The organism is Veillonella parvula (assembly GCF_032472435.1).
GTDB classification, from domain to species: Bacteria; Bacillota; Negativicutes; order Veillonellales; family Veillonellaceae; genus Veillonella; species Veillonella parvula_N.
Map to the genome: position 1 here is coordinate 328,847 of NZ_JAWEGM010000001.1, position 24,136 is coordinate 352,982.

Here is a 24,136-nt window from a genome sequence, read left to right on the forward strand (position 1 = left end):
TCGTATGTATAAATTCTTCCAAGAGCAATTAGATAATAAAATTAATAACCTAAATTTGCGCACATTAACGGAATATTGTCCTATAGACGCAGTACGTGTTAAAAGAAATGATAAAGAATATTTGATGATGGCGTCAAATAATTATTTAGGTCTTACTTTTGATGAACGTGTAATAGAGGGGGCTATTAAGGGAGCTCAACAATATGGTACTGGATCAGGTGGATCGCGTTTGGTATCCGGTACATTTCCCTTGTTTACAGATCTTGAAAGAGAACTAGCAAAATTTAAGAATACAGAAAAAGCTCTCGTGTTTAATACTGGATACATGGCAAATGTAGGTACTATTTCTGCCATAGCAGATAAAAATATGACCATTTTTAGCGATGAATTAAACCATGCTAGTATTATTGATGGTTGTAGATTGAGTAAGGCTACTGTAAAAGCCTATAGTCACTGTGATGTAGAGAAGTTAAAGTGTTTACTTAAACAAGTAGATCGTAATGCACGTAAGCTCATTGTCACAGATGGGGTCTTTAGCATGGACGGCGATATAGCTCCACTAGATAAGCTCTACGAGCTTAGCCGTGAGTATAATGCTTTACTTATGGTAGACGATGCTCATGCGACGGGGACCATTGGTAACGGTCATGGAACGGCTGCTTATTATGGTCTCGAGAAAGAAGTAGATATTCAGCTAGGTACATTGAGCAAATCGTTAGGTTCTGTTGGCGGCTATGTAGCTGCTAATAGTACCATCATTGATTATCTTGTGAATATGAGTCGTAGCTTTATATTCTCCACTGCATTATCTCCTGCTGACATAGGGGCAGCCCTGGCTGCATTACATGTTCTTGAGTCTGATACATCTGTTTTAAGGCGACTACAAAATAATGTGAACTATATGGCAGATTGCTTAAATTCTATAGGAATATGTGCCACGAATGAAACTCCAATTTTCCCAATACTTATCGGTAGCAATGAGGATACTCTAACAGTATCAAATTATTTATACAACGCTGGAATTATAGGTACGGCGATACGTCCTCCTACAGTTCCTGTTGGTGAAAGTAGAATTCGTTTAACCGTTACAGCTGCTCATAATAAAGAACAAATTGATTATGTGTGCCGGACATTGGATAAAGCTATCAAAGAATTGAATTAATTTTTTGATTCTATATAATAGCTTCATCTGTATTAGTGGATAAAGTAATCTAAAAGTTATAGATTTAACTGAATTATAAAGGCTCTGTATAATTGACAGCTGTATTAAATGGGATTATAATTATGAGACCGACGCACGGGGATGTAAAGGTTTCGACAGGGGTGCGTGTGGTATAGATAGCGAGTCGGCGTTCCATGAGGCCGTTAAACGGTGGAAAAACATTTAAACGCAGAAGAAAATTTTGCATTAGCTGCATAAGCTACGTCCCTCATACTTGTGCCTACCAAGTGTGAATGGACGTCAAACAGTAGGCTGGTCTAATTTAGTTGTTCATATGAATTAGGCGAGACAATATGAACTGGGGTTGTGTAGCTTGTCTGTGAGTGATAGCAACCCGAGATCTCAATCATAGACTGTGCTCGAAGAAGTCTATATGGCAACACTCTTGGACAGGGGTTCGACTCCCCTCATCTCCACCAAATAAGAAGCGTACATTTTAAGAAATAAGTTTGCGCTTACAGATAAATTTGTGATTATTCGGCTATAATAGATAAAGGAAAGCCGATTAAGTGGTTTTAAAACCGTCTAGGTAGATTCTTAGGCGGTTTTTTGTATATTAATAATAAAATTTTCAAATTAATTTAAATAAAGAGTCTTTGAGGTGATAAAGCATGGAAATTTTACTTATGTCATATTTAGCAGGAACAAAAAATATAACAAAAAAGTATCTTTCAAAAATGATTTCGAATAAAATAGTTTTTATTCCTACTGCTGGAAATGTTGAACCATATACTGGATATATTGATGAAGGTGTTGAGATGTTAAAGTCTTTAGGATATGAATTGGAAATTATTGATATTTCTAAATATGATGAAGATTATTTAAAGAATAAACTTTCAAAGACTGAATGTATCTGTATATCTGGTGGTAACACATTTTATCTATTACAAGAGCTGAAAAAGAAAAATCTTATAGGCCTACTTTATGAAAGAATCAAAGAAGGCTCATTATATATTGGTGAATCTGCTGGCGCAATTATTATGTCTGAAAATATTGAATATAATCAGATAATGGATGATAAAAGTATAGCATCTGAATTAGATGATTATATGGGTGTAAATGTATTTAATCATTATGTTGTGCCTCATTTAGGAGAGTATCCATTTGAAGAGACTGCTCAGAAAACATTAGATACTTATCAAGATAAGATACCATTAGTGCCGATAAACAATAATGAAGTAATCTTAGTTGAGGATCATGGTTATACGGTATTAACTGAAAAAAAGTAAACTAGTAATATATAGTTTTATAATTCTAAAACTATTTAAGTTCATATTGAATATAAAATGTCAATAGTTTTTAACATTTTTGTTGTATACAATATATGTGGGTTTAATCAGATTTTATCTATGTTCTACAAAGGTAGAGGGGTATCGGAAAAATTGACTTTATCTATAGAATCCTGTAAAATATATAAAGATATTTATGAAATTATGTGACATGAATGATTCGTTTCTGAAAAGGAGTACAGATAATGAAGTATCGTTATTCCCGTATGTTAGCAGCTCTCGTAATGTCTGCTGTGATGATTGCAGGGTGTGGCAACAATCAACAGCAAGCTGGTGAGATTAATGTTAATACATATAAACTTACAGCAAGTGATACACAAGTTGATCAAACATTTGCTGGCACTGTAGTTGCGGAGAACTCTGTAGCTGTACATGCTCGTGTAAGTGGTTATATTGTTGAGAAGTTTGTAAAAGGTGGGGAACAAGTAGTAGCGGGACAACCATTATATCGAATTGATTCTCGTCAATATGAAGCGAGTCTTGCTAATGCAGAAGCACAAGCAGCTCAAGCTAATGCAAACTTGAAAAATGCTGAAGTAGATCTTCAACGTTATGAAACTTTGGCATCACAAGATGCGATTGCTCAACAACGTGTAGATACGCAACGTAGTGCTACAGAGCAAGCTAAGGCTACTTATGAAGCGTATGAAGCATCCGTGAAAATTGCTCAAGATAATATGGGGGATACCATGGTATATGCACCATATTCTGGTACATTACGCATGGATGACGTAGATACAGGCACTTATGTTCAGGCTGGCTCTACTACATTGGTTACAATCGATTCTATTGATCCAATCTTCGTTGAGTTTAGTATGACTGAGCAAGAATATCTTGATTTTATGAAGAATCCTACAACGGATGATTCTAATGGTCCAAATATTCAATTAAAACTTGCTGATGGCGAAACATATAATGAACTTGGTTCTATCGTGCAAGCGGCTAAGAGTTTAGATCAATCTACGGGTAAGCTTGTATTGAAAGCGTCCTTCCCAAATCCTAATCATTTATTATTACCTAATATGTATGCTACTGTTGTTTCTCCTGGTGAAAAGATTAAAAATGCAATCCTTGTACCAAGTCGTGCAATTTTACAAATCATGGACAAAAACTTTGTTTATGTTGTAAATGCAGCTGGTGTAGTAGAACAAAAGACAGTAGAGATTGGTGGTACTAAAGGTAATGAAACGATCATTAAATCTGGTTTGGCTGCTGGTGATACAATCATCGTTGACGGCTTAACTAAGGTGAAAAATGGCGTAAAAGTAAATGGCAAACTACTAACTAAAGAACAGTTGAAAGCTACAAAATAAAAGGAGGATAGATCGTGTCGAAATTCTTTATTAATCGACCTATCTTTGCCATCGTAATAGCCATTGTTATCACGTTGGTAGGGCTTATCTCTATGATGAACCTTCCGGTAGCTCGATATCCACAAATTTCTCCACCTACAGTTCAAGTTAATACTGCTTATACTGGTGCAACTGCTCAAGTTGTTAATGATACAGTAGCCAGTGTTATTGAAACGCAGATTGTAGGCGTACAAGATATGGACTATATGACATCTAATAGTTCCAGTAACGGTAGCTATTCGTTGACTGTTCAGTTCAATCAAGGTACAGATGCTGATATGGATGCGGTTAATACGCAAAACCGTGTTCAAGCAGCACTTGCACAATTGCCTTCAGAGGTACAGGCTGTAGGTGTTACAACTACTAAATCTTCTGGTGATATGGCACTTATATTCTCTTTGAGTTCACCAAATGGCACATATGATGCAACATTCTTAAAGAACTATGGTACCAATTATATGATGGATACAATCAAATCCATTAAGGGCGTTGGTTCTGTACAGGAGTTCGGATCTGATTATTCTATGCGCATTTGGTTGGATCCTGCGAAGATGCAAAAACTTGGTGTTACGATCTCTGAAGTTACGGCGGCTATAAAAGGTCAAAACTTACAAGCCGCAGCAGGTACAGTAGGGAAAAACCCTACAAATGGTGAACAAGCCTTTCAATATCCTATCAAAATTGATGGACGTCTCGTAACACCTGAACAATTTGGCAATATTGCTATTAAAAGCACTAATGGTAAGGTATTACATCTAAAAGATGTCTCCCGTATTCAAATTGGGGCTGAAGGGTATGACTTCATCGCAAAATCTGCTCATAAAGAGGTTGCCGGTTTTGCTATTTCCCTACAAAATGATGCTAATGCATTAGAAACAATTGCTAATGTTAAGAAGGTTCTAGATGAGCAATCTAAATCCTTCCCACCAGATATGCAATATAATGTAGTTGTAGATAATACTAAATTCGTAAGTGCATCTATTAATGAGGTTGAGCATACATTTGTAGAGGCATTGCTTCTTGTTTTAGTTGTAGTATATGTCTTCTTACAATCTTGGCGATCCACAATCATTCCTATGATTGCTGTGCCAGTGTCTTTGCTTGGCACATTTGGCGCTTTTGTTTTATTAGATTTCTCTATTAACACTTTGACGCTTTTTGCCATGGTTTTGGCTATCGGCCTTGTTGTTGATGATGCTATCGTAGTGGTAGAGGCTGTTGAATATGAGTTAAAATATAATGGTTTACCTCCAAAAGAGGCGGCTATTAAAGCAATGGAAAATGTGCAAGGACCAGTAATTGGTATTGCCTTTGTATTGACTGCTGTATTTGTACCAGTTGCTTTCATGGGTGGTATGACAGGCATCCTTTACAAACAGTTTGCATTAACGATTGCTGTTTCCGTTGTAATTTCAGCTATTATTGCACTTGTGTTGACACCAGCATTATGTTCTACAATGTTGAAACCACATATATCTAAAAATCGTGAAGATTGGTTACATCGCCAATTAAATAAGTTTAATGCTGCTCTAGAACGATTCAGTAATTGGTATGGCATCCAATTAGCTCGTTTAAGCCATCGTTTGAGTTTAACTGTTATTACATTGCTAGTATTTGCAGGTGGTACAGCCTTAGTATTCCACTTCTTACCAACTTCTTTCGTACCAGCTGAAGATAGTGGTTACTACATGATTGCTATTAATGAGCCACCTGGTGCTACATCTGAACGGACTATGGCTACACTTGAAAAAATTGCATCTTTCTTGGAAGAAAAAAATGATCCTGAAAAACCTAAGGATGAACAATTATTCCAAGAAGTATTTACTGTCGCTGGTTTTGACCTTTTAGGTGGTGGTCAAAAGTCTAGTGCTGGTGTAATTTTTGCTACTATGTCTGACTGGAAATATCGTACTACTGCTGCAACTTCTATTAATGCAATGGTTGGTCAAACCTTTGGTTTTGCCGCTCAAGGTGTACCAGAAGCAACTGTAATTGCTATGAATCCACCATCCATTCCTGGTTTGGGTACAACTGGTGGTTTTAGTATGTACATCATCAATAAAGCTGGCGATAGTCCACAAGTTATGGCTGATCGTACTAATGAATTTATTGCGGAAGCTCGTAAGAGCCCAGCAATTCAATCCATTTATACTACTTTTGATACATCTACGCCAACATTACAATTTGATGTAAATCGTGAAAAAGCGGCTCAAGATGGTGTAGCATTAGCTGATATCTTTACTACTTTGCAAGGGTTCTACGGTAGTATTCAAGTTAACGACTTTACTACTTATGGTAAAAACTATAAGGTTGTAGTCCAAGCGGAAGACGCATATCGTCAAAATGCAGATCAGCTTAATATGTTAGCTGTTAGAAATAGTAATGGCCAAATGGTACCTGTTTCTAACTATATTACAAAGGAACAAACGGGTACACCATCTAGCATTACTCGCTTTGATAATGCGATGGCCGTACAAATTGGTGGTTCTCAAGCTAGAGGATATTCCTCTGGTGATGCTATCAATGCATTAAAAGAGGCCGCCGCTAAAACATTACCTGCTGGTTATACATATGATTGGGCAGGGCAATCTCGTGAAGAGTTAAAAGCCGGTTCTCAAACTATGTTGATTCTAGGTTTAGGGCTTGTTTTTGTATTCTTAATCTTGGCTGCCTTATATGAGTCTTGGAAGGTTCCATTTGCCGTATTGTTCTCCGTACCATCTGGTATGATTGGTGCTTCTTTAGTACCATTCTTATTGAACTTCACAGGCAGATATTTCTTAGCAAATGATATTTATATGCAGATCGGTCTCTTAACCTTGGTTGGCTTGGCTGCGAAAAATGCGATTTTGATTATCGAGTATGCTAAGATTCGCGTTGACGAGCGTGGTATGAATGTTGTTGATGCTGCTATCGAAGCTGCAAAAATTCGTTTGCGTCCAATTTTGATGACATCCTTTGCATTTATCCTTGGTGTATTACCATTGGCAGTATCTAGTGGTGCTGGTTCTGGTGCACGTACTTCTATGGGTATTACTGTAGTAGCAGGGATGACAACAGCTACATTGTTTGGTATCTTTATCATTCCAATGTTGTTTATCATCATTGAAACAATTGGACCTGGTTTGTTTACAAACCGCAAAAAGAATCACGACTAATCATTTATATTAGATAATTTTATAGAATGTTAAAAACACGTCACTACTTAGTAGTGGCGTGTTTTTTTGTATGATTTATGATATAATGATATAGTTAAAAATCGGATTGACGTAAGTCGATATTAAGTATGAAATTAATATAAAAGAGGTATATTATGAGTGATGTAAAAACATATGTAGCAGGTCATAAAAGCCCTGATACGGATTCAATTTGTTCTGCTATTTCCTTTGCTAACTTACTAACACAAATGGGAACACCAGCAACTCCAGTCTGTGCAGGTGAAGCTAACAAAGAAACAACATATATTTTGAATCATTTTGGCTTTGAACACCCACAAATTGTTAAGAATTGGGAAGAATTTGCTCCAGAAGGCGGCAACTTGTATTTAACGGACCATAATGAATCCAAACAAATTATTGATGGTTACAAATCCATGAATATGTGTGGTGTAGTTGATCATCACCGTATTGGTGATTTCGAAACTGATGGACCTGTATTTATGCGTTTAGAACCAGTTGGTTGCTCCAATACAATCATTACTAAATTGTACATGGAGAATAATCAAGAAATTCCTAAAGGCATTGCAGGCTTGATGTTATCTGCTATCATTTCTGATACTGTATTATTCCGTTCTCCAACATGTACAGAAACAGATAAAGAAATGGCTCATAAATTAGCCGAAATCGCTGGCGTAGATATTGAGTCCTATGGGCTAGATATGTTGAAAGCGGGAGCAGATATTTCTGATTTAACTAATGATGACATTGTTCGTACCGACATGAAAGAGTTCTCTGAAGCAGGTAAGACTATTTCTATCGGTCAAATTTCTGTTATGGATACAACTGATGTATTGGCTAAACAAGGCGAGCTAGTACAAGCTTTAGAGGCTCTTCGCAGCACTAATAACTACGATGCATCTTACATCATGATTACAAATATTCTCGATGAGAGTACAACATTGTTGTTTAGTGGTGATGTAGAAGCTGTAGTTACTAAAGCATTTGAAAAAGAAATAAAAGATAATGGTGTATTCTTACCTAATACTATGTCTCGTAAAAAACAAATTGTACCACCAATTCTTGGTGCCATGAAATAGTATACAAACTAAAAGAGAACGTTGCTCGCAACGTTCTTCTTCTCTATTTATAGGACTTCAAGTATATTGCATGTATATTGTAATTGCTATTATAGATGTGTTTATTTACTTATAACAATTTAGCTTTTAACTATACATACTTGTTTGATAGATTTTTAAAGATTATTTATGTATATTTGGAGTTTATGTTGTATATGTAAGGGCAATAGGTGTATTCCGATGAATTCATTATTAACAGGTTTAAATAAAGAACAACAACAAGCTGTCCAGCATACGGAAGGCCCTTTATTGATTTTAGCCGGTGCTGGATCTGGTAAAACAAAGGTTTTAACAGTTCGTATTGCACATTTATTGGCACAAGGTGTTAATCCTTATGAAATATTGGCCATTACTTTCACCAATAAAGCGGCAAAAGAGATGAAAAGCCGTGTAGAAGGTCTTGTAGGCGATGTGGCAAATCGTATATGGCTTAGTACATTCCATAGTTTTTGTGCTAAGTTTTTACGCTTTGAAATCGATAGTTTCTTAGGGTATAACAGCAATTTTACTATCTATGACACATCTGATTCTCAAGCTGTTATTAAGGCCGCATTGAAAGCATTAAATTTGGATGATAAATACTATCCAGTAGGGGCTATGATAGCTGCCATATCTGATGCTAAGAATCAATTGCTTTTTGCTTCTGATTTTAGAAAACAAGCGCGAGACTTTTACCAACAAAAGGTTGCCGATGTTTTTGAGTATTATGAGCGGGAGTTGCGCAAGAATAATGCATTAGACTTTGATGATCTTTTATTAGTAGCCGTTAAATTATTACAGTCTAATGCAGCTGTTCTTGATAAATATAGTCATCGTTTCCGTTATGTCATGATTGACGAGTATCAAGATACGAACCATGCACAATATTTATTGGCGAAATTATTAGCTTCACATTGGAAGAATATCACCGTCGTAGGGGATGCTGACCAAAGTATTTACGCTTGGCGTGGTGCAGATATTCAAAACATCTTGGATTTTGAAAAAGACTATCCTAATTGCACATCTATAAAATTGGAGCAAAACTATCGTTCAACTAAAATTATCCTCGATGCAGCCAATGCTGTTATCGATAATAATGAGGGACGTCCAGAGAAAAATCTTTGGACCGATAAGACGGAAGGTGCGAAAATCCAGCATTTTACGGCTCAATCTGAACATGAGGAAGCTGCTTTTATCGGTGACACAATCGCAAAGAAACATGATATTCACGATGTTCCATACGGGGATATGGCCATTTTATATCGTACAAATGCCCAGTCTCGTGTCCTTGAGGAAGCACTTATTAAGCGGGCCTTACCTTATACGATGGTAGGGGGCACAAAGTTCTATGATCGTAAGGAAATTAAAGATGTTTTAGCATATTTACGTGTATTATATAATCCTTTTGATGATTTGAGCTTGTTGCGTATTATCAATGTGCCTAAACGGAGTATTGGGGCCACTACGGTTGCTAAGCTACAAGAATATGCTCGTACGAATGGTACATCTTTATTTATGACGCTTACGCAATTACATTTAATTGATTCTATTAAGGGAAAAACTAAGGAAAAATTAGAAGAATTTGGTATTCTCATCTTTACTCTTGTATCTGAAATGGAAAATCGAACTGTACTAGATATCTTGGAATCTATTCTAGATAGAACAGGTTATTTAGCACAATTAGAAGAGAGTACAGACCCACAAGATCAAGCTCGTGCTGAGAATATTGGTGAGCTTTTATCTGTGGCAAAAGACTTCCAAGATACAAATCCATCTGGTACTGTAGAGGACTTTTTAGAGCAAGTCGCGCTTGTCAATGATGTAGACTCTTTCGAGCAAGAAGAGTCTAAGGTGACATTGATGACATTACATGCCGCAAAGGGTCTAGAATTTCCTATCGTATTCTTATGTGGTTTGGAAGAAGGTTTATTTCCTCATAGTCGTACCTTGATGAACCCTGAAGAAATTGAAGAGGAACGTCGTCTTGCATATGTAGGCATTACGCGTGCTGAAAAGGAATTATATATTTCTAATGCCACTACTAGAACAGTATTTGGCCGTACTAGTAGTTATTTACCATCTCGATTTATCGATGAAATTCCCGAAGAATTAGTAGATGGCTTACGTGCTAAGCGTAAAGTGCCTGATGATATTAAACGTCATGTACCTCAACATATGAGTGTTACTAGCCGCCCCGTGACGAAGCCAATTGTACGTAATGAAGTAATTGCTGACTGGAAGGTGGGCGATACGGCGATTCATAGTAAATGGGGTAATGGCAAAGTAATCAACGTAACTGGTGAAGGTGCTGGTATGAAATTGACCATTGAGTTTCCTACACAAGGTGTGCGCGTTGTAATGGCAAAATTTGCACCAGTTAAAAAGGGATGATTATCCTAATTATGTATATGGTTAAATGGGGAACATATACAATTATTTAAATAGCTATATTTCTGTAAAAAAGGATATAAAATGGATCCGAAAGATAGAATTAAAGAGTTGCAACAGGAACTCACTCATGCGCAGTACTTATACTACGTAAAGGATGCTCCTACTATGAGCGACTTTGAATATGATAAAAAATATCGTGAGCTTGTGGATTTAGAAACTGCTCATCCTGAATATATTGTGCCATCTTCTCCAACACAACGGGTTGGTATGAAGGTGGAAGGCTCTTTTGAAAAGGTCGTTCATGGACGTCCTATGTTAAGCCTTAGTAATGTATTTAATGCTGATGAAGTACGAGCATTTGGAAATCGTGTAGAAAAGGAACTAGGCCATAAGCCATCTTCGTATGTTGTAGAACTAAAAATCGATGGCTTAGCGGTTAATTTACACTATGAAAATGGTATGTTTGTCCGTGCTGTTACGCGTGGTGATGGTCGCGTTGGTGAAGATGTAACAGCTAATGTACGTACCATTAAATCTATTCCATTATTTTTAGATAATGCGCCTGAGTTTATCGAAGTTCGTGGTGAAGCGTATATGCCTCATAGTGAATTTAAACGTATTAATGAAGAACGTGATGAAGAAGGTCTCCCGACCTTTGTAAATCCCCGAAATGCTGCAGCAGGTTCCTTACGCCAACAAGACCCAGCTATTGCTGCTAACCGGAATTTAGCATTTTTCGCATATGCTATAGGTTCTGAAGTGGGAGCCAATATTCATAGCCAAGAGGAATTGCTTAAGAGCTTAGAGAACTTTAAGTTCTCTGTAAATCCTCATTATCGTGTATGTAAAACAATTGATGAAGTAATTGAAGCCATTAATTATTGGGGTGATAAGCGCCATGAACTTCCATATGATACAGATGGAATGGTTATTAAGGTAAATAGCTTTGATGATCAAGAGGTTCTTGGTAGCACTGCAAAGGATCCTAAATGGGCCACTGCGTACAAGTATCCACCTGAAGAAGTGGAAACAATCCTTAAAGATATTACCATTAATGTAGGTCGCACAGGGGTTCTAACTCCTACTGGTGAGCTGGAATCCGTATTTGTATCTGGTACGAATGTAAGCCGAGTTACATTACACAACCAAGATTTTATCGATGAAAAGGATATTCGTATTGGTGACCACGTTATTATTCACAAGGCGGCGGAAATCATTCCGGAGGTTATCCGTGTTGTTCCTGAAAAGCGAAATGGCTCCGAAATTCCTTTTACAATTCCTAATACATGTCCTGTATGCGAATCTCCTGCAGTTCGTCGTGAAGGAGAAGCGGCAGTTCGATGTACGAATAAACATTGTCCAGCTATTGAAAAGGAACAAATTATCCACTTTGCCTCTCGTGACGCTATGAATATCGATGGCCTTGGTCCTAGTATCGTAGAAAATTTGATCACCAACAAGTTAATTACAAATGTGGTTGATTTATATCATTTAACTGTAGACCAACTTGTTACGATGGACCGTATGGGTAAAAAATCTGCAGAAAATTTGGTGAAAGCTATTGATGACTCTAAATCACGTGGTTTAGACCGTGTATTATATGGATTGGGAATTCGTTTAATCGGCTCAAAGGCTGCAACTACAATTGCTAATGTGGTGCAATCTATAGATCGGTTCATGACTATTACGAAGGATGAACTAGTAGCAGTTGAAGAAATCGGGCCCACAATGGCAGATAGCATCGTTGAATATCGTCAAGATCCAGCACATAAGGAAATTATTGAAGGCTTAACTCAAGCTGGTCTTAAGATGACCGTAGATGTAGTAGAAGCTGCAGGCAATCAAATGGAAGGCGAAATCGTCGTTCTCACAGGCAAACTTGAGGTGATGGGACGCACTGAAGCGGGTAAAATCCTTGAAGCTCATGGGGCTAAGGTTACTGGTTCCGTTTCTAAGAAGACAACACTCGTCGTAGCTGGTGAAGATAGTGGTAGTAAACTCACTAAAGCAAATGAATTGGGTATTCGTGTGATAAACGAAGAAGAGTTCGTAGAGCTATTAAAAGAACTCGGAGAAGATATTTAATTTTTGATGGGCCCCGTTTTATTAGCATTAATTAGTAAAAAAAGAATTACTATACCTGCTTACTCCGTCCTACGTAAAGCCGCTGTATAGGTATATAGTAATTCCTTTGAAAATAATACATCTATGCTTTATAATAAGTAATTATGAAAGGATGTGTTCCGATGAAAATCAGCCAAGAGGAAATAAAAAAAATCGCCTTGCTTTCACGTTTGGAAGTTAAAGAAGAACATATGGCACATGTAGAAAAAGAGTTGTCTGACATCTTGACCTATGTTGCTGAACTAGATGCATTAGAACTAGATGGTGTTGAACCAATGGCTCATGCTGTACCTTTACACAATGTATTTAGAGAGGATGAAAAGAAACCATCCCTTGATCATGAGTTAGCTTTATCCAATGCTCCAGAAGCAGAAGATGGGTACTTTAAAGTGCCTCGTGTTGTACAAGAATAGGAGATTTTGCTGTGCCGACAATTCATGAATTACATAAAAAACTTGTGAATAAAGAAATCAGTGCCGTTGAATTGACGAATGCTGTTATTGCTCATAAAGCTAAAGTGGAACCGACTGTGCATGCGTACTTGTCAGATTCTCATGACCGTGCTTTAACTATAGCTAAGGTTGTAGACGAAGCAATTGCTAAAGGTGAAGCGATTTCTCCATTAGCTGGTATTCCTGGTGCAATTAAAGATAATATTTGTATCAAAGACGAACCCGCAACTTGTGCGTCTAAAATGTTAGAAAACTTTGTGCCTCCATATAATGCGTCTGTTATCGAGCGCTTACAAGACAATCATTATATTAGCCTTGGTAAACTTAATATGGATGAATTTGCTATGGGCGGTTCTACAGAGAATTCTGCATTAGCAAAAACGACTAATCCATGGAATATTGACTGTGTACCGGGTGGTTCTTCTGGTGGTAGTGCAGCTGCTGTTTCTAGTGGTTCTGCAATTTGGGCTCTCGGTTCTGATACAGGTGGCTCCATTCGTCAACCAGCCTCTTTCTGTGGCGTAGTAGGTTTAAAACCAACCTATGGTAATGTATCCCGTTACGGCCTTATTGCTTTTGCATCTTCTTTAGATCAAATCGGACCTGTTACACGGGATGTAACGGATGCTGCATTGGTATTGAATGCTATTTCTGGTTACGATGAAAAGGATTCTACATCGATTCCAGGTGCTCGTGTGGATTACACTACAGCTCTTGTAAATGATGTAAAAAATCTTAAAATTGGTGTGCCAAAAGAATTCTTTGGTGAAGGTCTCAATAGTGAAGTTCGCAAAGCTATGGAAGAGGCTATCGAAACGTATAAAAAATTAGGTGCTGAAATCGTTGAGATTTCCTTGCCTAACTCTAAATATGCGTTGTCTGCATACTATATCATCGCATTGGCAGAGGCAAGCTCCAACTTGGCTCGTTATGACGGCGTAAGCTATGGTATGCGCGTACCTGCAGATAATCTAGTAGACATGTCTACTAAAACTCGTACAGAAGGTTTTGGCCCTGAAGTACAACGCCGTATCTTGTTAGGTACATATGTATTGAGCGCTGGTTACTATGATGCTTACTATTTGAAAGCATTAAAAGTCCGCCGCCTCATTAAAAATGAATTTGATGAAGCATTCTCCAAAGTGGATTTGATTTTAACACCAACGGCACCTAATACGTCTTATAAATTTGGTGAAAAAGCAAACGACCCATTGGCAATGTACTTAGAGGATATCTGTACAGTACCAGCTAACCTTGCAGGTATTCCAGGTATTAGTATTCCAGCAGGTATGAGCAGCAGTAATTTGCCAATCGGCTTACAATTGCTTGGCCCTGCTATGGGTGAAGAAACATTGTTACGTGCCGCTTTCACATTTGAACAAGCACGTCCAGACTGTCAATTAGTAGCACCAACTGGGGAGGTTTCTCTATGAGTAGTAAATACGAAACAGTCGTTGGTTTAGAGGTTCATACAGAGCTTAAGACTAAGTCTAAAATCTTCTGTGGTTGTACCACTGAATTCGGCGGTGATCAAAATACACATGTATGCCCAGTATGCCTAGGCTTACCTGGTGCTATGCCTGTGTTAAATAAACAAGTAGTAGAATTTGCTATCAAAGTAGGCTTAGCATTGAATTGTAAAATACTAAACTTTAACAAATTTGACCGTAAAAACTATTACTATCCAGATTTGCCTAAAAACTATCAAATATCTCAATATGATTTGCCAATTTGCTTAAATGGTCATTTAGATATTGAGGTTAATGGTGAAACTAAACGCATTGGTATTACCCGTATTCATATGGAAGAAGATGCTGGTAAACTCGTTCATAGTGGCAACACGATTTCCGATTCTAAATCTTCTAATGTTGACTATAACCGTACTGGTGTACCTCTTCTTGAAATCGTATCCGAACCAGATATTCGTTCCGGTGCAGAAGCGAGAGCCTATGTTGAAAAACTACGTTCTATTTTGCAATATTTAGAAGTATCTGACGGTCGTATGGAAGAGGGCTCTTTGCGTGGTGACTGTAACGTATCCGTACGTTTACGTGGCACTACAGAATTTGGTACACGTACAGAAACTAAAAATGTTAACTCTTTAACTGCAATTCAAAAAGTTGTTGAATATGAAGCATTGCGTCAAGCTAAGTTAATCGAAGCTGGCGGCAAAGTAGATCAAGAAACACGTACTTGGGATGATGCACAAGGTATCACGCTTGGGATGCGTAAAAAAGACGAAGAAAACGATTACCGTTACTTCCCAGAACCAGATTTGGTACCTATCGTAATTACAGACGAAAAAATCGAAGAAGTGCGCCGTGCACTGCCAGAATTACAAGATGCTAAGATTGAACGTTTTGTATCTGAATATGGCTTGTCTCGTGAGGATGCTACAATTCTCACAGTATCTCGTAAGACTGCAGACTTCTTAGATGCTACTGTAAAAGCAGGTGCAGATCCTAAAACTGTGGCCAACTGGATGCTTGGTGACTTGTCCAAGATGATTAATGAAAGCGGTTTAACATTTGCTGAATCTAAAGTAAGCCCAGAAAACTTGGCTGGTATGATTGCTCTTATCGATAAAGGTACAATTTCCGGTAAAATCGCGAAAAAAGTTATCGTATCCATGTGGGAATCCGGCAAGGATGCTGATACTATTGTAAAAGAGGAAGGTCTAGTTCAAATCACAGATACTGGTGCTATTGAAGAAATTGTTAAGCAAGTTATTGCTAATAATCCACAACCAGTAGCAGACTTCAAGAGTGGTAATGGTAAGGCTATAGGCTTCTTAGTTGGTCAAGTTATGAAGGAATCTAAAGGCCGAGCTAATCCGGGAATGGTAAATGAATTACTTAAAAAATTCTTAAATGACTGATATGAGTGTTAACATATATTAGCATTAAGCAATATAAAAAATAATCCCTTCAGATATATGGCTTTATATCTGAAGGGATTTCTATTTGCCATTATGATGGTAAAATATGGTATAATAAATTGTATAAAATTTATTATTCTTTGTTCATATAAAGGAAATACATATGAATGATCAACACAATATAAACAATAATCAATATACATATAGAAATGGTCAATCAGATGATACTTATAGTCGCAGTACTTATTCTGGTGAACCTAATACACGCGTATTATCCGATGATGAGAGACGAGAATTTGATGGTGTAACTATTGAAGAGGTAGGCGATTCCGTCCATGTAGATTCAACGCCAACCAATATCAATGACGAGCAACAATATTACGATGAAAACAATCAATATGAACCGAAAGTTAAGGTGTATAGCTTTACTAGTACAAGCTGGCTTAGTCGAATTGTCTTGTTTATTGTTTTAGCGATTATTTTGGCTGCTGTTGTATTCTTTGGCAGTATCATTCTCACTGTCGCAACTGTTGTTATTTTAGTGGGTGCTATTATTTCTATTATATTTAGTCTCTTTTAATGGTATAATACATATATTATGACTAGACGGTGGCTGAGCCATTCGATGATTTAAAGGGGACCTATGAACGTAGTTTTATCCACATTAAACTCAAAATTTATACATTCTTCCTTGGCTTTGCGTTATCTCAAAGCGTATGGGCAGGCTCACGGACAGGCATACGATATAGTAGAATATACTATTAATATGCCTGTTTTACATATTCTTAGCGATATTACAGAGCGTAATATAGATGTATTGGGCTTTGCTTGCTATATCTGGAATATTGAGATGACTTTACATGTAGTAGACATGGTGAAAGCTGTGCGACCAGATATTAAAATTATTTTAGGTGGGCCGGAGGTGTCTTTCACAGCCGATGAAATCTTAAATCGTTGTGCTGCTGTGGACTATGTCGTACAAGGTGAGGGGGAAGAAGCTTTTTATCAACTTATTAGTGCACTAATCGCTGGCAAGGATGGCTTAGAAGAGCAGATTCCTGGCGTACGTGGTCGCCACATTTCTGGCCGACTCCTGGGCTCTACTGATACGGTGGAGGTAAAAGATCTTAGTACCATACCATTCCCTTACGTAGAAGAGGATATGGTCGATTTAGAACATAAAATCATCTACTATGAATCCTCTCGAGGGTGCCCATTCTCTTGTCAGTACTGTTTATCTGGCAATAAAAATACAGTTCGCTTTTTCCCGCAGGAAAGAACTTTTAAAGAACTACAGTGGTTTATCGATCATAAGGTAAAACAAGTTAAATTTGTTGATAGAACTTTTAACTGTGCGCCACATCATCATCGACCTATGATGGAATTCATGCGTGATGCTGATACGGAGACGAATTTCCATCTAGAAATGGAACCAGAGCTAATGACGAAATGGGAGACAAATATTCTCTGTGAAACACCACCAGGCCGTATTCAAATTGAGGTAGGGGTTCAAAGTACACATAAGAAAACCTTGGATGCTATTAATCGATATAATGATTGGCCGTATATTCAAAAGGCTATTCGTCCTATTATTGAAGCAGGCCGAACTCATGTGCACATGGATTTAATTGTAGGCCTGCCTTACGAGAATAAACAACGATTTGGATTATCCTTTAATGATCTTTTTAGTTTACAGCCACATGCGTTACAAATTGGTTTTTTAAAACTGTTAAAGGGTTCTGGTGTACGCCGTATGGAAGAGTATCAATACATTAGTGATCCCTTAGCGCCATATGAGGTATTAAGTACTCACGTGCTTCCTTATAGAGATATACGCTTCTTAAAACACTTTGAAGATGTCTTTGAACGCTTTTATAATAGTGAACGATTTAGAACTGTGTTTGGCTATATTGGTAGTAAGCTTATAAAAGAACATACTGATACATCTATAACTGGGGAAAATACAGAAACTAATCATGTACCACCTATGAAAAAGTACGATCCATCTAAAGTGGAGATAAAAAAAGATGCCTTTTCCTATTTCTGTGATATGACACAGGCTTGGCTCGATGCGGGTAATCATAAGATTAATTTAAAAGATATTGACCAAATTGAGTTCTTGTACAATTTCTTCTTAGCTAAAGGCGATACAGTGGCTGCCGAATTATTACAATATGATACACTCGTTAGCTATCGCGGTAAGGTTCGCAGTGAAGCTGTTGGTTTACCGAAGCAGACAAAAGAACTTTTACAAGAAGGGGAAGCATTCTGGCGCAATGAAAAAATTGCATCTCAGTATATTCCTAATTATACATTTAAAGAGTGGCGCAAAATTCGTCAACAATATGTAGAAATGCCTATGTCTAAGGACACGGCTAAAGTATTAGGTATAGAGAATGTACCAAATGTACCTTTTACAGTTGTAATCGACGTAAATAAAGAGGTAAAACCTTTTATACGTCCTGAAATAGAGGCTTGTTAGTAATATAAAAATAGTTTATCTAATTTTTTATAATCAAAAGATTAGAGAATTTATGATAGTTGAAATATTACATAATAAGCGATGATTGGTTAGTTTAATAGGAGTGTTATGACCGATACAACGAGACCAAAACGATACCGCATGGTATCTAAATATTATAAAGAAACATATGGGGAAAAGGTTTATAAATTACCTGTAGCACTACCCTTGACCTGTCCTAACAGAGATGGTTCGGCTGGTGTTGGAGGCTGTACCTTTTGTGGTGAAATTGGCGCGGGCTACGAAAATCGTCCTGCCTGGATGACGGTGCGCATGCAATTAGAGGAAAATATTGCTCACATAGGCCCTAAATATAAAGCAAAGAAGTTCATCCCTTATTACCAAAACTTTAGTAATACCTACTTGAATCTTGATGATTTTAAAAGCTATATTGAACAAGGTTGTATCGATGAAGCCGTGGGCATTGCTATTGCAACAAGACCCGATTGTATTGCTGATGAATATCTTGAAATATTAGCTGATATTAGGGATCGCTTTCATAAGGATATCTATATTGAGCTAGGTCTTCAAACGGTTAACTATGATACATTAGAGAAAATTAATCGTGGTCATGATTTAGCCCAGTTTATTGATGCCGTATTACGGATTAAGCGATATGGATTTAACATAACTACTCATATGATAGTTAATTTACCATGGGATACAATGAAGGATACAATCGAAGGGGCTCGTATTTTATCTGCACTCGGTGTTGATCAAGTGAAACTGCATGCTTTGTATATTGTAAAAAATACATTGATGGCCAAGTGGTATCAAGAAGGTCAGTTCACCTTAATCAGTGCTGAAGAATATGCTGACCGGGTTGTTAATTTTGTACGTCATTTACACCCTGACATTGTTTTACAGCGTCTTGTAGGGAGAGCGCCTGAAGATAATACGCTTTTTACAAACTGGTCCATGGGTTGGTGGCGCGTACAAGATTTAATTGATGATAAACTAGACGAACTAGATGCTCATCAAGGTGATCTCTGTGATTACCTAAATGGTAAAGCAGTTCGTAAATTTATAGATTAGGAGGTTGTATGAGCGAACAAGTATTTACATTTCCTACATATGACCTAGCACAATCCATACTAGGTCAACATAATCGATATCTGCATATGATGCTTGAAGTCATCTCTGCAGATGTAGTGGCACGTGGTGATACGGTAGTTATAAAGGGGAATGAAAAACAAGTAGAAGCTCTTTATCGTACTTTAGAAGAACTAGTATTTCTTTACCGTGAAGGTAGTACCATAACTGAGTCTCAAGTGCGTATTGCAGCCAAACTCGTGGCTAATGGTAAAGCTGATGCCGTACATACTATGTTTGAGGATACTTTATCCGTTAATATGCGCGGTAAAAATATTACGCCTAAAACGGAAGGTCAAAAATACTATGTAGATAGTATCCGAAAAAATACTATTACTTTTGGTATTGGTCCTGCTGGTACAGGTAAAACATTCCTAGCAGTAGCTTTAGCTGCATTCTATTTAAAAAACCGCAATGTAGATAAAATTATTTTGACACGCCCTGCTGTAGAGGCAGGTGAACGGTTAGGCTTCCTACCTGGTGAATTACAGGACAAGGTTGATCCATATTTGAGACCTCTTTATGATGCATTACATGAAATGTTTGGTATCGAGCAAGTACAACGCTTTATGGAACGTGGTACTATCGAGGTAGCACCACTAGCGTATATGCGTGGCCGTACATTGGAAAATGCCTTCGTCATTCTCGATGAGGCTCAAAATACGACGGCAGAACAGATGAAGATGTTCTTAACACGTCTAGGTAACAACTCTAAAATGGTAGTCAATGGTGATAAGACACAAATCGACTTGCCTCCACGTGTCGTATCTGGTCTCGGAGAAGCTGAAAAGGTATTGCGTCATGTGCCTGGTATTAATATGGTTTACTTTAGTGATCAAGACGTTGTTCGTCATGATTTAGTAGGCCGTATTGTAAAAGCTTACGATCAGTATCATGAACGTAAATTAGCTGGTGAGACTGCAGAAACTAACGCAGCATCTAAAGAGAGTGTATCGAAAGGATAAGCATGTATATAAACATTAGCTATGATGAAGGAATTCAAGAGAATTCGAATATTGAGGCTGTTATACGCAAGGTCTGTGATGAAGTGAGTCGCGTATATGGTCTTGAAGAAGATGAAATAAGTATTTTACTCTGCGATAATGCTAAGATTCACAAACTTAATAAGGAATATCGCGGTATTGATAGACCTACCGATGTATTGTCCTTTGCCCTTAATGAAGGGGATGATTATGAAGGCAGTGAAGAGGAACATCACTTACTTGGTGATATGATTATTTCTTTAGAGCGCACTCGTGAACAGGCTATTGAATATGGACATAGTTTTGAACGCGAATTGGCGTACTTAACGACTCATAGTTGTTTGCATATCTTAGGCTATGACCATATGAATGCCGAAGATAAAAAAGAGATGCGCACAGAGGAAGAATTTATCCTAGGTAATCTCGGTTATGTGCGGGAGGATGCACCATATAATGAATAAGAACGAATATTTTAAATCAGGCTTTGTTGCCGTTGTAGGGCGCCCTAATGTGGGTAAATCTACCTTAATCAACGCTCTTATTGGCGATAAGATTGCTATCGTATCCGATAAGGCTCAAACAACGCGTAACCGTATTATCTGCGTATATACGGATGAATCCAAACAAATCGTATTTATGGATACACCTGGTGTGCATAAACCTAAGCACAAGTTAGGCGAATTCATGGTAGATGCTGCTATCGAGTCCTTAAAAGAAACGGAAGCCGTTTTATTTGTCGTAGCAGGCAATGAAAAACGTGGCCCTGGGGATAACTTCATTATTGAACAATTAAAACGAGTAAAAGTTCCCGTATTTTTAGTGGTCAACAAAATTGATACACTCAAAAAAGAAGAGCTTTTAGAAGCAGTTGTTTCTTATCAAGATGCATATCCATTTGCAGGTGTAATTCCTATTTCTGCAAAAGATAAAGAGAACTTATCTGAAATTCTTAAGGTTCTAGAAGAAACATTGCCGGAAGGTCCACAATATTTCCCAGAGGATATGATTACGGATCAACCGGAACGTCTTATTATTTCCGATATCGTTCGTGAAAAAATCTTGTTAGCTACACGAGATGAGATTCCTCATGCTATCGCTGTAGACGTAGATGAAATGAAAACACGTGATGATGGTACTACCTATATCCGCGCTACAATCTACTGTGAAAGAGACTCTCAAAAGGGCATTATCATCGGTAAAAAAGGTGCTTTGTTAAAACAACTTGGCGCTGAAGCGCGCTCAGACATTCAAAAGCTATTAGCTACAAAGGTGTACTTGGACCTTTGGGTTAAAGTAAAAAAAGATTGGCGAAATAAATCTGGTATGTTATCTGAACTTGGTTATAGAAAATAATTTGATATAATAAAAAGAAATAAGTGTTTCCATATTCATATGAAAGGAATAAAGATGGATAGTGTAGATGGCCTGTTACCCATAGGGTTTGGTCTGTTATGTATTTTTTTAATTAACTTTTTTGTGGTTGCAAAGTTCTCCTTTGCACGCCTTCGTAAAGAACATGTAGAGGATATGGATATCCTCTTGGAGAAGGATAGAGAATTTTTATTAAAGCTTTATCAAAATCCTGAGTATTTTTTAAATACTACACAGTTTTTGATTCTATTCTTTATTTTGGCCCTTGCAGGCACAGGTACTTTTGTATTCGATAATATTGTTGATCGTATAGTGGCGGTTCTTAATATTCATAGTACTTGGATGCATTTAGTGTTAGATATTATTCTATTACTATTTATTAGCTTAATCGTCCTAATTTTCGGTGAAATTGTACCTAAAGCATTGGGCTTATCCTTCCCTACAAAATATGTAAATACCTATAGCCGTATCGTCGTGGCTGCAGGTAAATTGGTGTATCCATTTATTTGGATTGCTAGTAAAATCTCCAATGTTATTTTAGGCTTTTACAAAACAAAATATTTAACAGAGCTTGATCTTGTGTACTCAGAAGAAGAAATTCGCATGATGATTTCTCGAAGCCACGAGGAAGGGCAACTGGACCAAGTAGAGTCTGAGTTAATCGATAATGTCTTTAACTTCGTAGATCGCATGGCGAAAGAGGTTATGGTGCCTCGTCAAGACGTAGACTGCGTATTCGTAGAAGATGGTTACGATGAAGCGATGAAGGTTATCCGCTCTAAAGTACATACACGTTATCCACTCTGTGTAGAGGATAAGGATCACATTATTGGCCTTGTTCATATTAAAGATTTAATGGAACGCCCTAATCAAGCCCGTAAAGATTTGCGCAATATTAAACGAGATATCCTTACTGTTCCAGAAGTAATGAAATTATCTACCTTGTTGCAATATATGAGAACGCGCCGTATTTATCTAGCCGTTGTAGTAGATGAATATGGTGGTATGGTTGGTCTCGTAGGCTTAGAAGATATTATTGAAGAATTAGTTGGTGATATTCAAGACGAGCATGAGCCTCATTTACCGGCTACGATGTCCTATGCAGATGGTTCCTTCGAGTTTGATGGCAAGGTCCTTGTAGATGAAGTAGAAGAGATTATGAATATTGAAATTGATAATTCTGACTCTGATACGATCGGGGGCTATGTCTTTGGTTTATTAGAACGTACACCAATCGTAGGTGATACGGTGGATGCTCATGGCTATACCTTTGAAGTTACGCAAATGCAAGGCTATCGTATTTCTCGCATTAAAGTAACACCTATACCAGTAGAGGAACCAACGGAAGAAGAAAATGAAGAAGCTTAATGGTGGTTTTAATACGCCAGCCATCGTCATAAGTCGAAAAAAGTATAAGTTGTATTCCGTATTTACGTTTATTACGCCTAGCTTGGGACTTATTAAAGCATCGATTCCACATAAGCGAATGATGACGATGCGTAACAGTTCCTATTTACGTCCATTTAGTGCCATGTATATTACAGTCGTACCTGATGGGGAATATGTTAATGTTACGCAAATTGATGGCTCCTATGTGGTGGAGTCCTTAGATGTAAACCTCGATAATATTGCTTATGCAGCGGTAGCGAGTGAGCTCATTCAAGAGTTATTTGCCATGTATGACGTAGATCGTAAGGTCTTTGATACGGTAGTAAATTACTCCGAGCAAATTCGACGTCGCAATGTACAATTGGGAACGATAATGCTTGGATGGCAATTATTATCCCTCGCAGGGGTTGTGCCAAGTGCTAATGCTTTTACTCATCAAGATGGTATCGATCCATTCTGGATGCAGGTGAAAGAAACAACAAATCTTAGCATTTCTCGTTCTGTGAAAGCCGCATTACCTCAGATTCTCGCTTACCAGTGGGGTGAAGATACGCCTTTAGAACTTCCGAAAACAATATGGAAGGAATTTGAGAAGCTTTTATTCTCTTATTGTGAGCAAGAAATAGGTAAGCCATTACAAAGCGTTAAGTTTTTAAACTCTATAATTTAATGTGAAAAGCATCAATCATAGTATTGGTGCTTTTTCTATATTTATGGTTACATATGAAAAAATATAATACTAATAGACATATGTACATCTGTAGTTGACACTTTTAATAACAATTATTTATAATATAAC

Annotated in this window: 18 protein-coding genes and 1 other RNA gene; all 19 read left to right on the forward strand. The window is 37.5% G+C overall.

All coding sequences use genetic code 11. The features are described 5' to 3' along the window. Positions 1–4 precede the first annotated feature (4 nt). On the forward strand, positions 5–1,162 hold the full coding sequence (bioF, locus tag E7A03_RS01535; RefSeq protein ID WP_316073660.1) for an 8-amino-7-oxononanoate synthase: 1,158 nt from the start codon (positions 5–7) through the stop codon (positions 1,160–1,162). 137 nt (positions 1,163–1,299) lie between these two features. Then, positions 1,300–1,641, forward strand: a transfer-messenger RNA (tmRNA) gene (ssrA, locus tag E7A03_RS01540). A gap of 192 nt (positions 1,642–1,833) precedes the next feature. Continuing rightward, on the forward strand, positions 1,834–2,451 hold the full coding sequence (locus tag E7A03_RS01545; RefSeq protein ID WP_287509950.1) for a Type 1 glutamine amidotransferase-like domain-containing protein: 618 nt from the start codon (positions 1,834–1,836) through the stop codon (positions 2,449–2,451). Positions 2,452–2,696: 245 nt separating this feature from the next. Beyond that, the gene (locus E7A03_RS01550; RefSeq protein WP_004695978.1) at positions 2,697–3,824 is read left to right on the forward strand and encodes an efflux RND transporter periplasmic adaptor subunit; all 1,128 of its coding nucleotides are present in this window, start codon (positions 2,697–2,699) and stop codon (positions 3,822–3,824) included. A 14-nt stretch (positions 3,825–3,838) separates the two neighbouring features. After that, positions 3,839–7,021, forward strand: coding sequence for an efflux RND transporter permease subunit (locus tag E7A03_RS01555; RefSeq protein WP_287509947.1), 3,183 nt, complete (start codon positions 3,839–3,841; stop codon positions 7,019–7,021). Positions 7,022–7,176: 155 nt separating this feature from the next. Beyond that, the gene (locus E7A03_RS01560) at positions 7,177–8,118 is read left to right on the forward strand and encodes a manganese-dependent inorganic pyrophosphatase (protein WP_316059617.1); all 942 of its coding nucleotides are present in this window, start codon (positions 7,177–7,179) and stop codon (positions 8,116–8,118) included. Between the two features lie 219 nt (positions 8,119–8,337). After that, complete coding sequence (gene pcrA / locus E7A03_RS01565) at positions 8,338–10,527, forward strand: DNA helicase PcrA (RefSeq protein ID WP_287509690.1); 2,190 nt, start codon at positions 8,338–8,340, stop codon at positions 10,525–10,527. Positions 10,528–10,608: 81 nt separating this feature from the next. Further along, positions 10,609–12,612 carry an NAD-dependent DNA ligase LigA gene (gene ligA, locus E7A03_RS01570; RefSeq protein ID WP_287509692.1) on the forward strand — a complete coding sequence of 668 codons (2,004 nt, stop codon included), beginning with the start codon at positions 10,609–10,611 and terminating at the stop codon, positions 12,610–12,612. A gap of 161 nt (positions 12,613–12,773) precedes the next feature. Next, a complete protein-coding gene (gatC, locus tag E7A03_RS01575; RefSeq protein ID WP_004695967.1) occupies positions 12,774–13,064 on the forward strand; it encodes an Asp-tRNA(Asn)/Glu-tRNA(Gln) amidotransferase subunit GatC in 291 nt (96 codons plus the stop codon). 11 nt (positions 13,065–13,075) lie between these two features. Continuing rightward, positions 13,076–14,536 (forward strand): Asp-tRNA(Asn)/Glu-tRNA(Gln) amidotransferase subunit GatA, encoded by a 1,461-nt coding sequence (gatA, locus tag E7A03_RS01580; RefSeq protein ID WP_287509694.1) that lies wholly within the window; start codon positions 13,076–13,078, stop codon positions 14,534–14,536. After that, complete coding sequence (gene gatB, locus E7A03_RS01585; protein ID WP_287509696.1) at positions 14,533–15,981, forward strand: Asp-tRNA(Asn)/Glu-tRNA(Gln) amidotransferase subunit GatB; 1,449 nt, start codon at positions 14,533–14,535, stop codon at positions 15,979–15,981. Before gatA ends, gatB begins: the two co-directional genes overlap by 4 nt. Before the next feature lie 163 nt (positions 15,982–16,144). Next, positions 16,145–16,561, forward strand: a complete 417-nt coding sequence (locus tag E7A03_RS01590; protein ID WP_101928314.1) for a transcriptional regulator — start codon at positions 16,145–16,147, stop codon at positions 16,559–16,561. 63 nt (positions 16,562–16,624) lie between these two features. Further along, positions 16,625–18,463 (forward strand): B12-binding domain-containing radical SAM protein, encoded by a 1,839-nt coding sequence (locus E7A03_RS01595; RefSeq protein WP_287509698.1) that lies wholly within the window; start codon positions 16,625–16,627, stop codon positions 18,461–18,463. Between the two features lie 108 nt (positions 18,464–18,571). Next, positions 18,572–19,537 carry a tRNA modification radical SAM protein MnmL/YtqA gene (gene mnmL / locus E7A03_RS01600; protein WP_004695956.1) on the forward strand — a complete coding sequence of 322 codons (966 nt, stop codon included), beginning with the start codon at positions 18,572–18,574 and terminating at the stop codon, positions 19,535–19,537. 8 nt (positions 19,538–19,545) lie between these two features. Next, the gene (locus tag E7A03_RS01605; RefSeq protein ID WP_287509701.1) at positions 19,546–20,559 is read left to right on the forward strand and encodes a PhoH family protein; all 1,014 of its coding nucleotides are present in this window, start codon (positions 19,546–19,548) and stop codon (positions 20,557–20,559) included. A 2-nt stretch (positions 20,560–20,561) separates the two neighbouring features. Beyond that, a complete protein-coding gene (gene ybeY / locus E7A03_RS01610) occupies positions 20,562–21,038 on the forward strand; it encodes an rRNA maturation RNase YbeY (RefSeq protein ID WP_287509703.1) in 477 nt (158 codons plus the stop codon). Then, on the forward strand, positions 21,031–21,930 hold the full coding sequence (gene era / locus E7A03_RS01615) for a GTPase Era (RefSeq protein ID WP_316073607.1): 900 nt from the start codon (positions 21,031–21,033) through the stop codon (positions 21,928–21,930). The genes ybeY and era overlap by 8 nt, the downstream gene beginning before the upstream one ends. 54 nt (positions 21,931–21,984) lie before the next feature. Further along, positions 21,985–23,316 carry a hemolysin family protein gene (locus E7A03_RS01620; protein WP_060918840.1) on the forward strand — a complete coding sequence of 444 codons (1,332 nt, stop codon included), beginning with the start codon at positions 21,985–21,987 and terminating at the stop codon, positions 23,314–23,316. Next, on the forward strand, positions 23,303–24,007 hold the full coding sequence (gene recO, locus E7A03_RS01625) for a DNA repair protein RecO (RefSeq protein WP_287509709.1): 705 nt from the start codon (positions 23,303–23,305) through the stop codon (positions 24,005–24,007). Before E7A03_RS01620 ends, recO begins: the two co-directional genes overlap by 14 nt. The last annotated feature ends 129 nt before the right edge of the window (positions 24,008–24,136 follow it).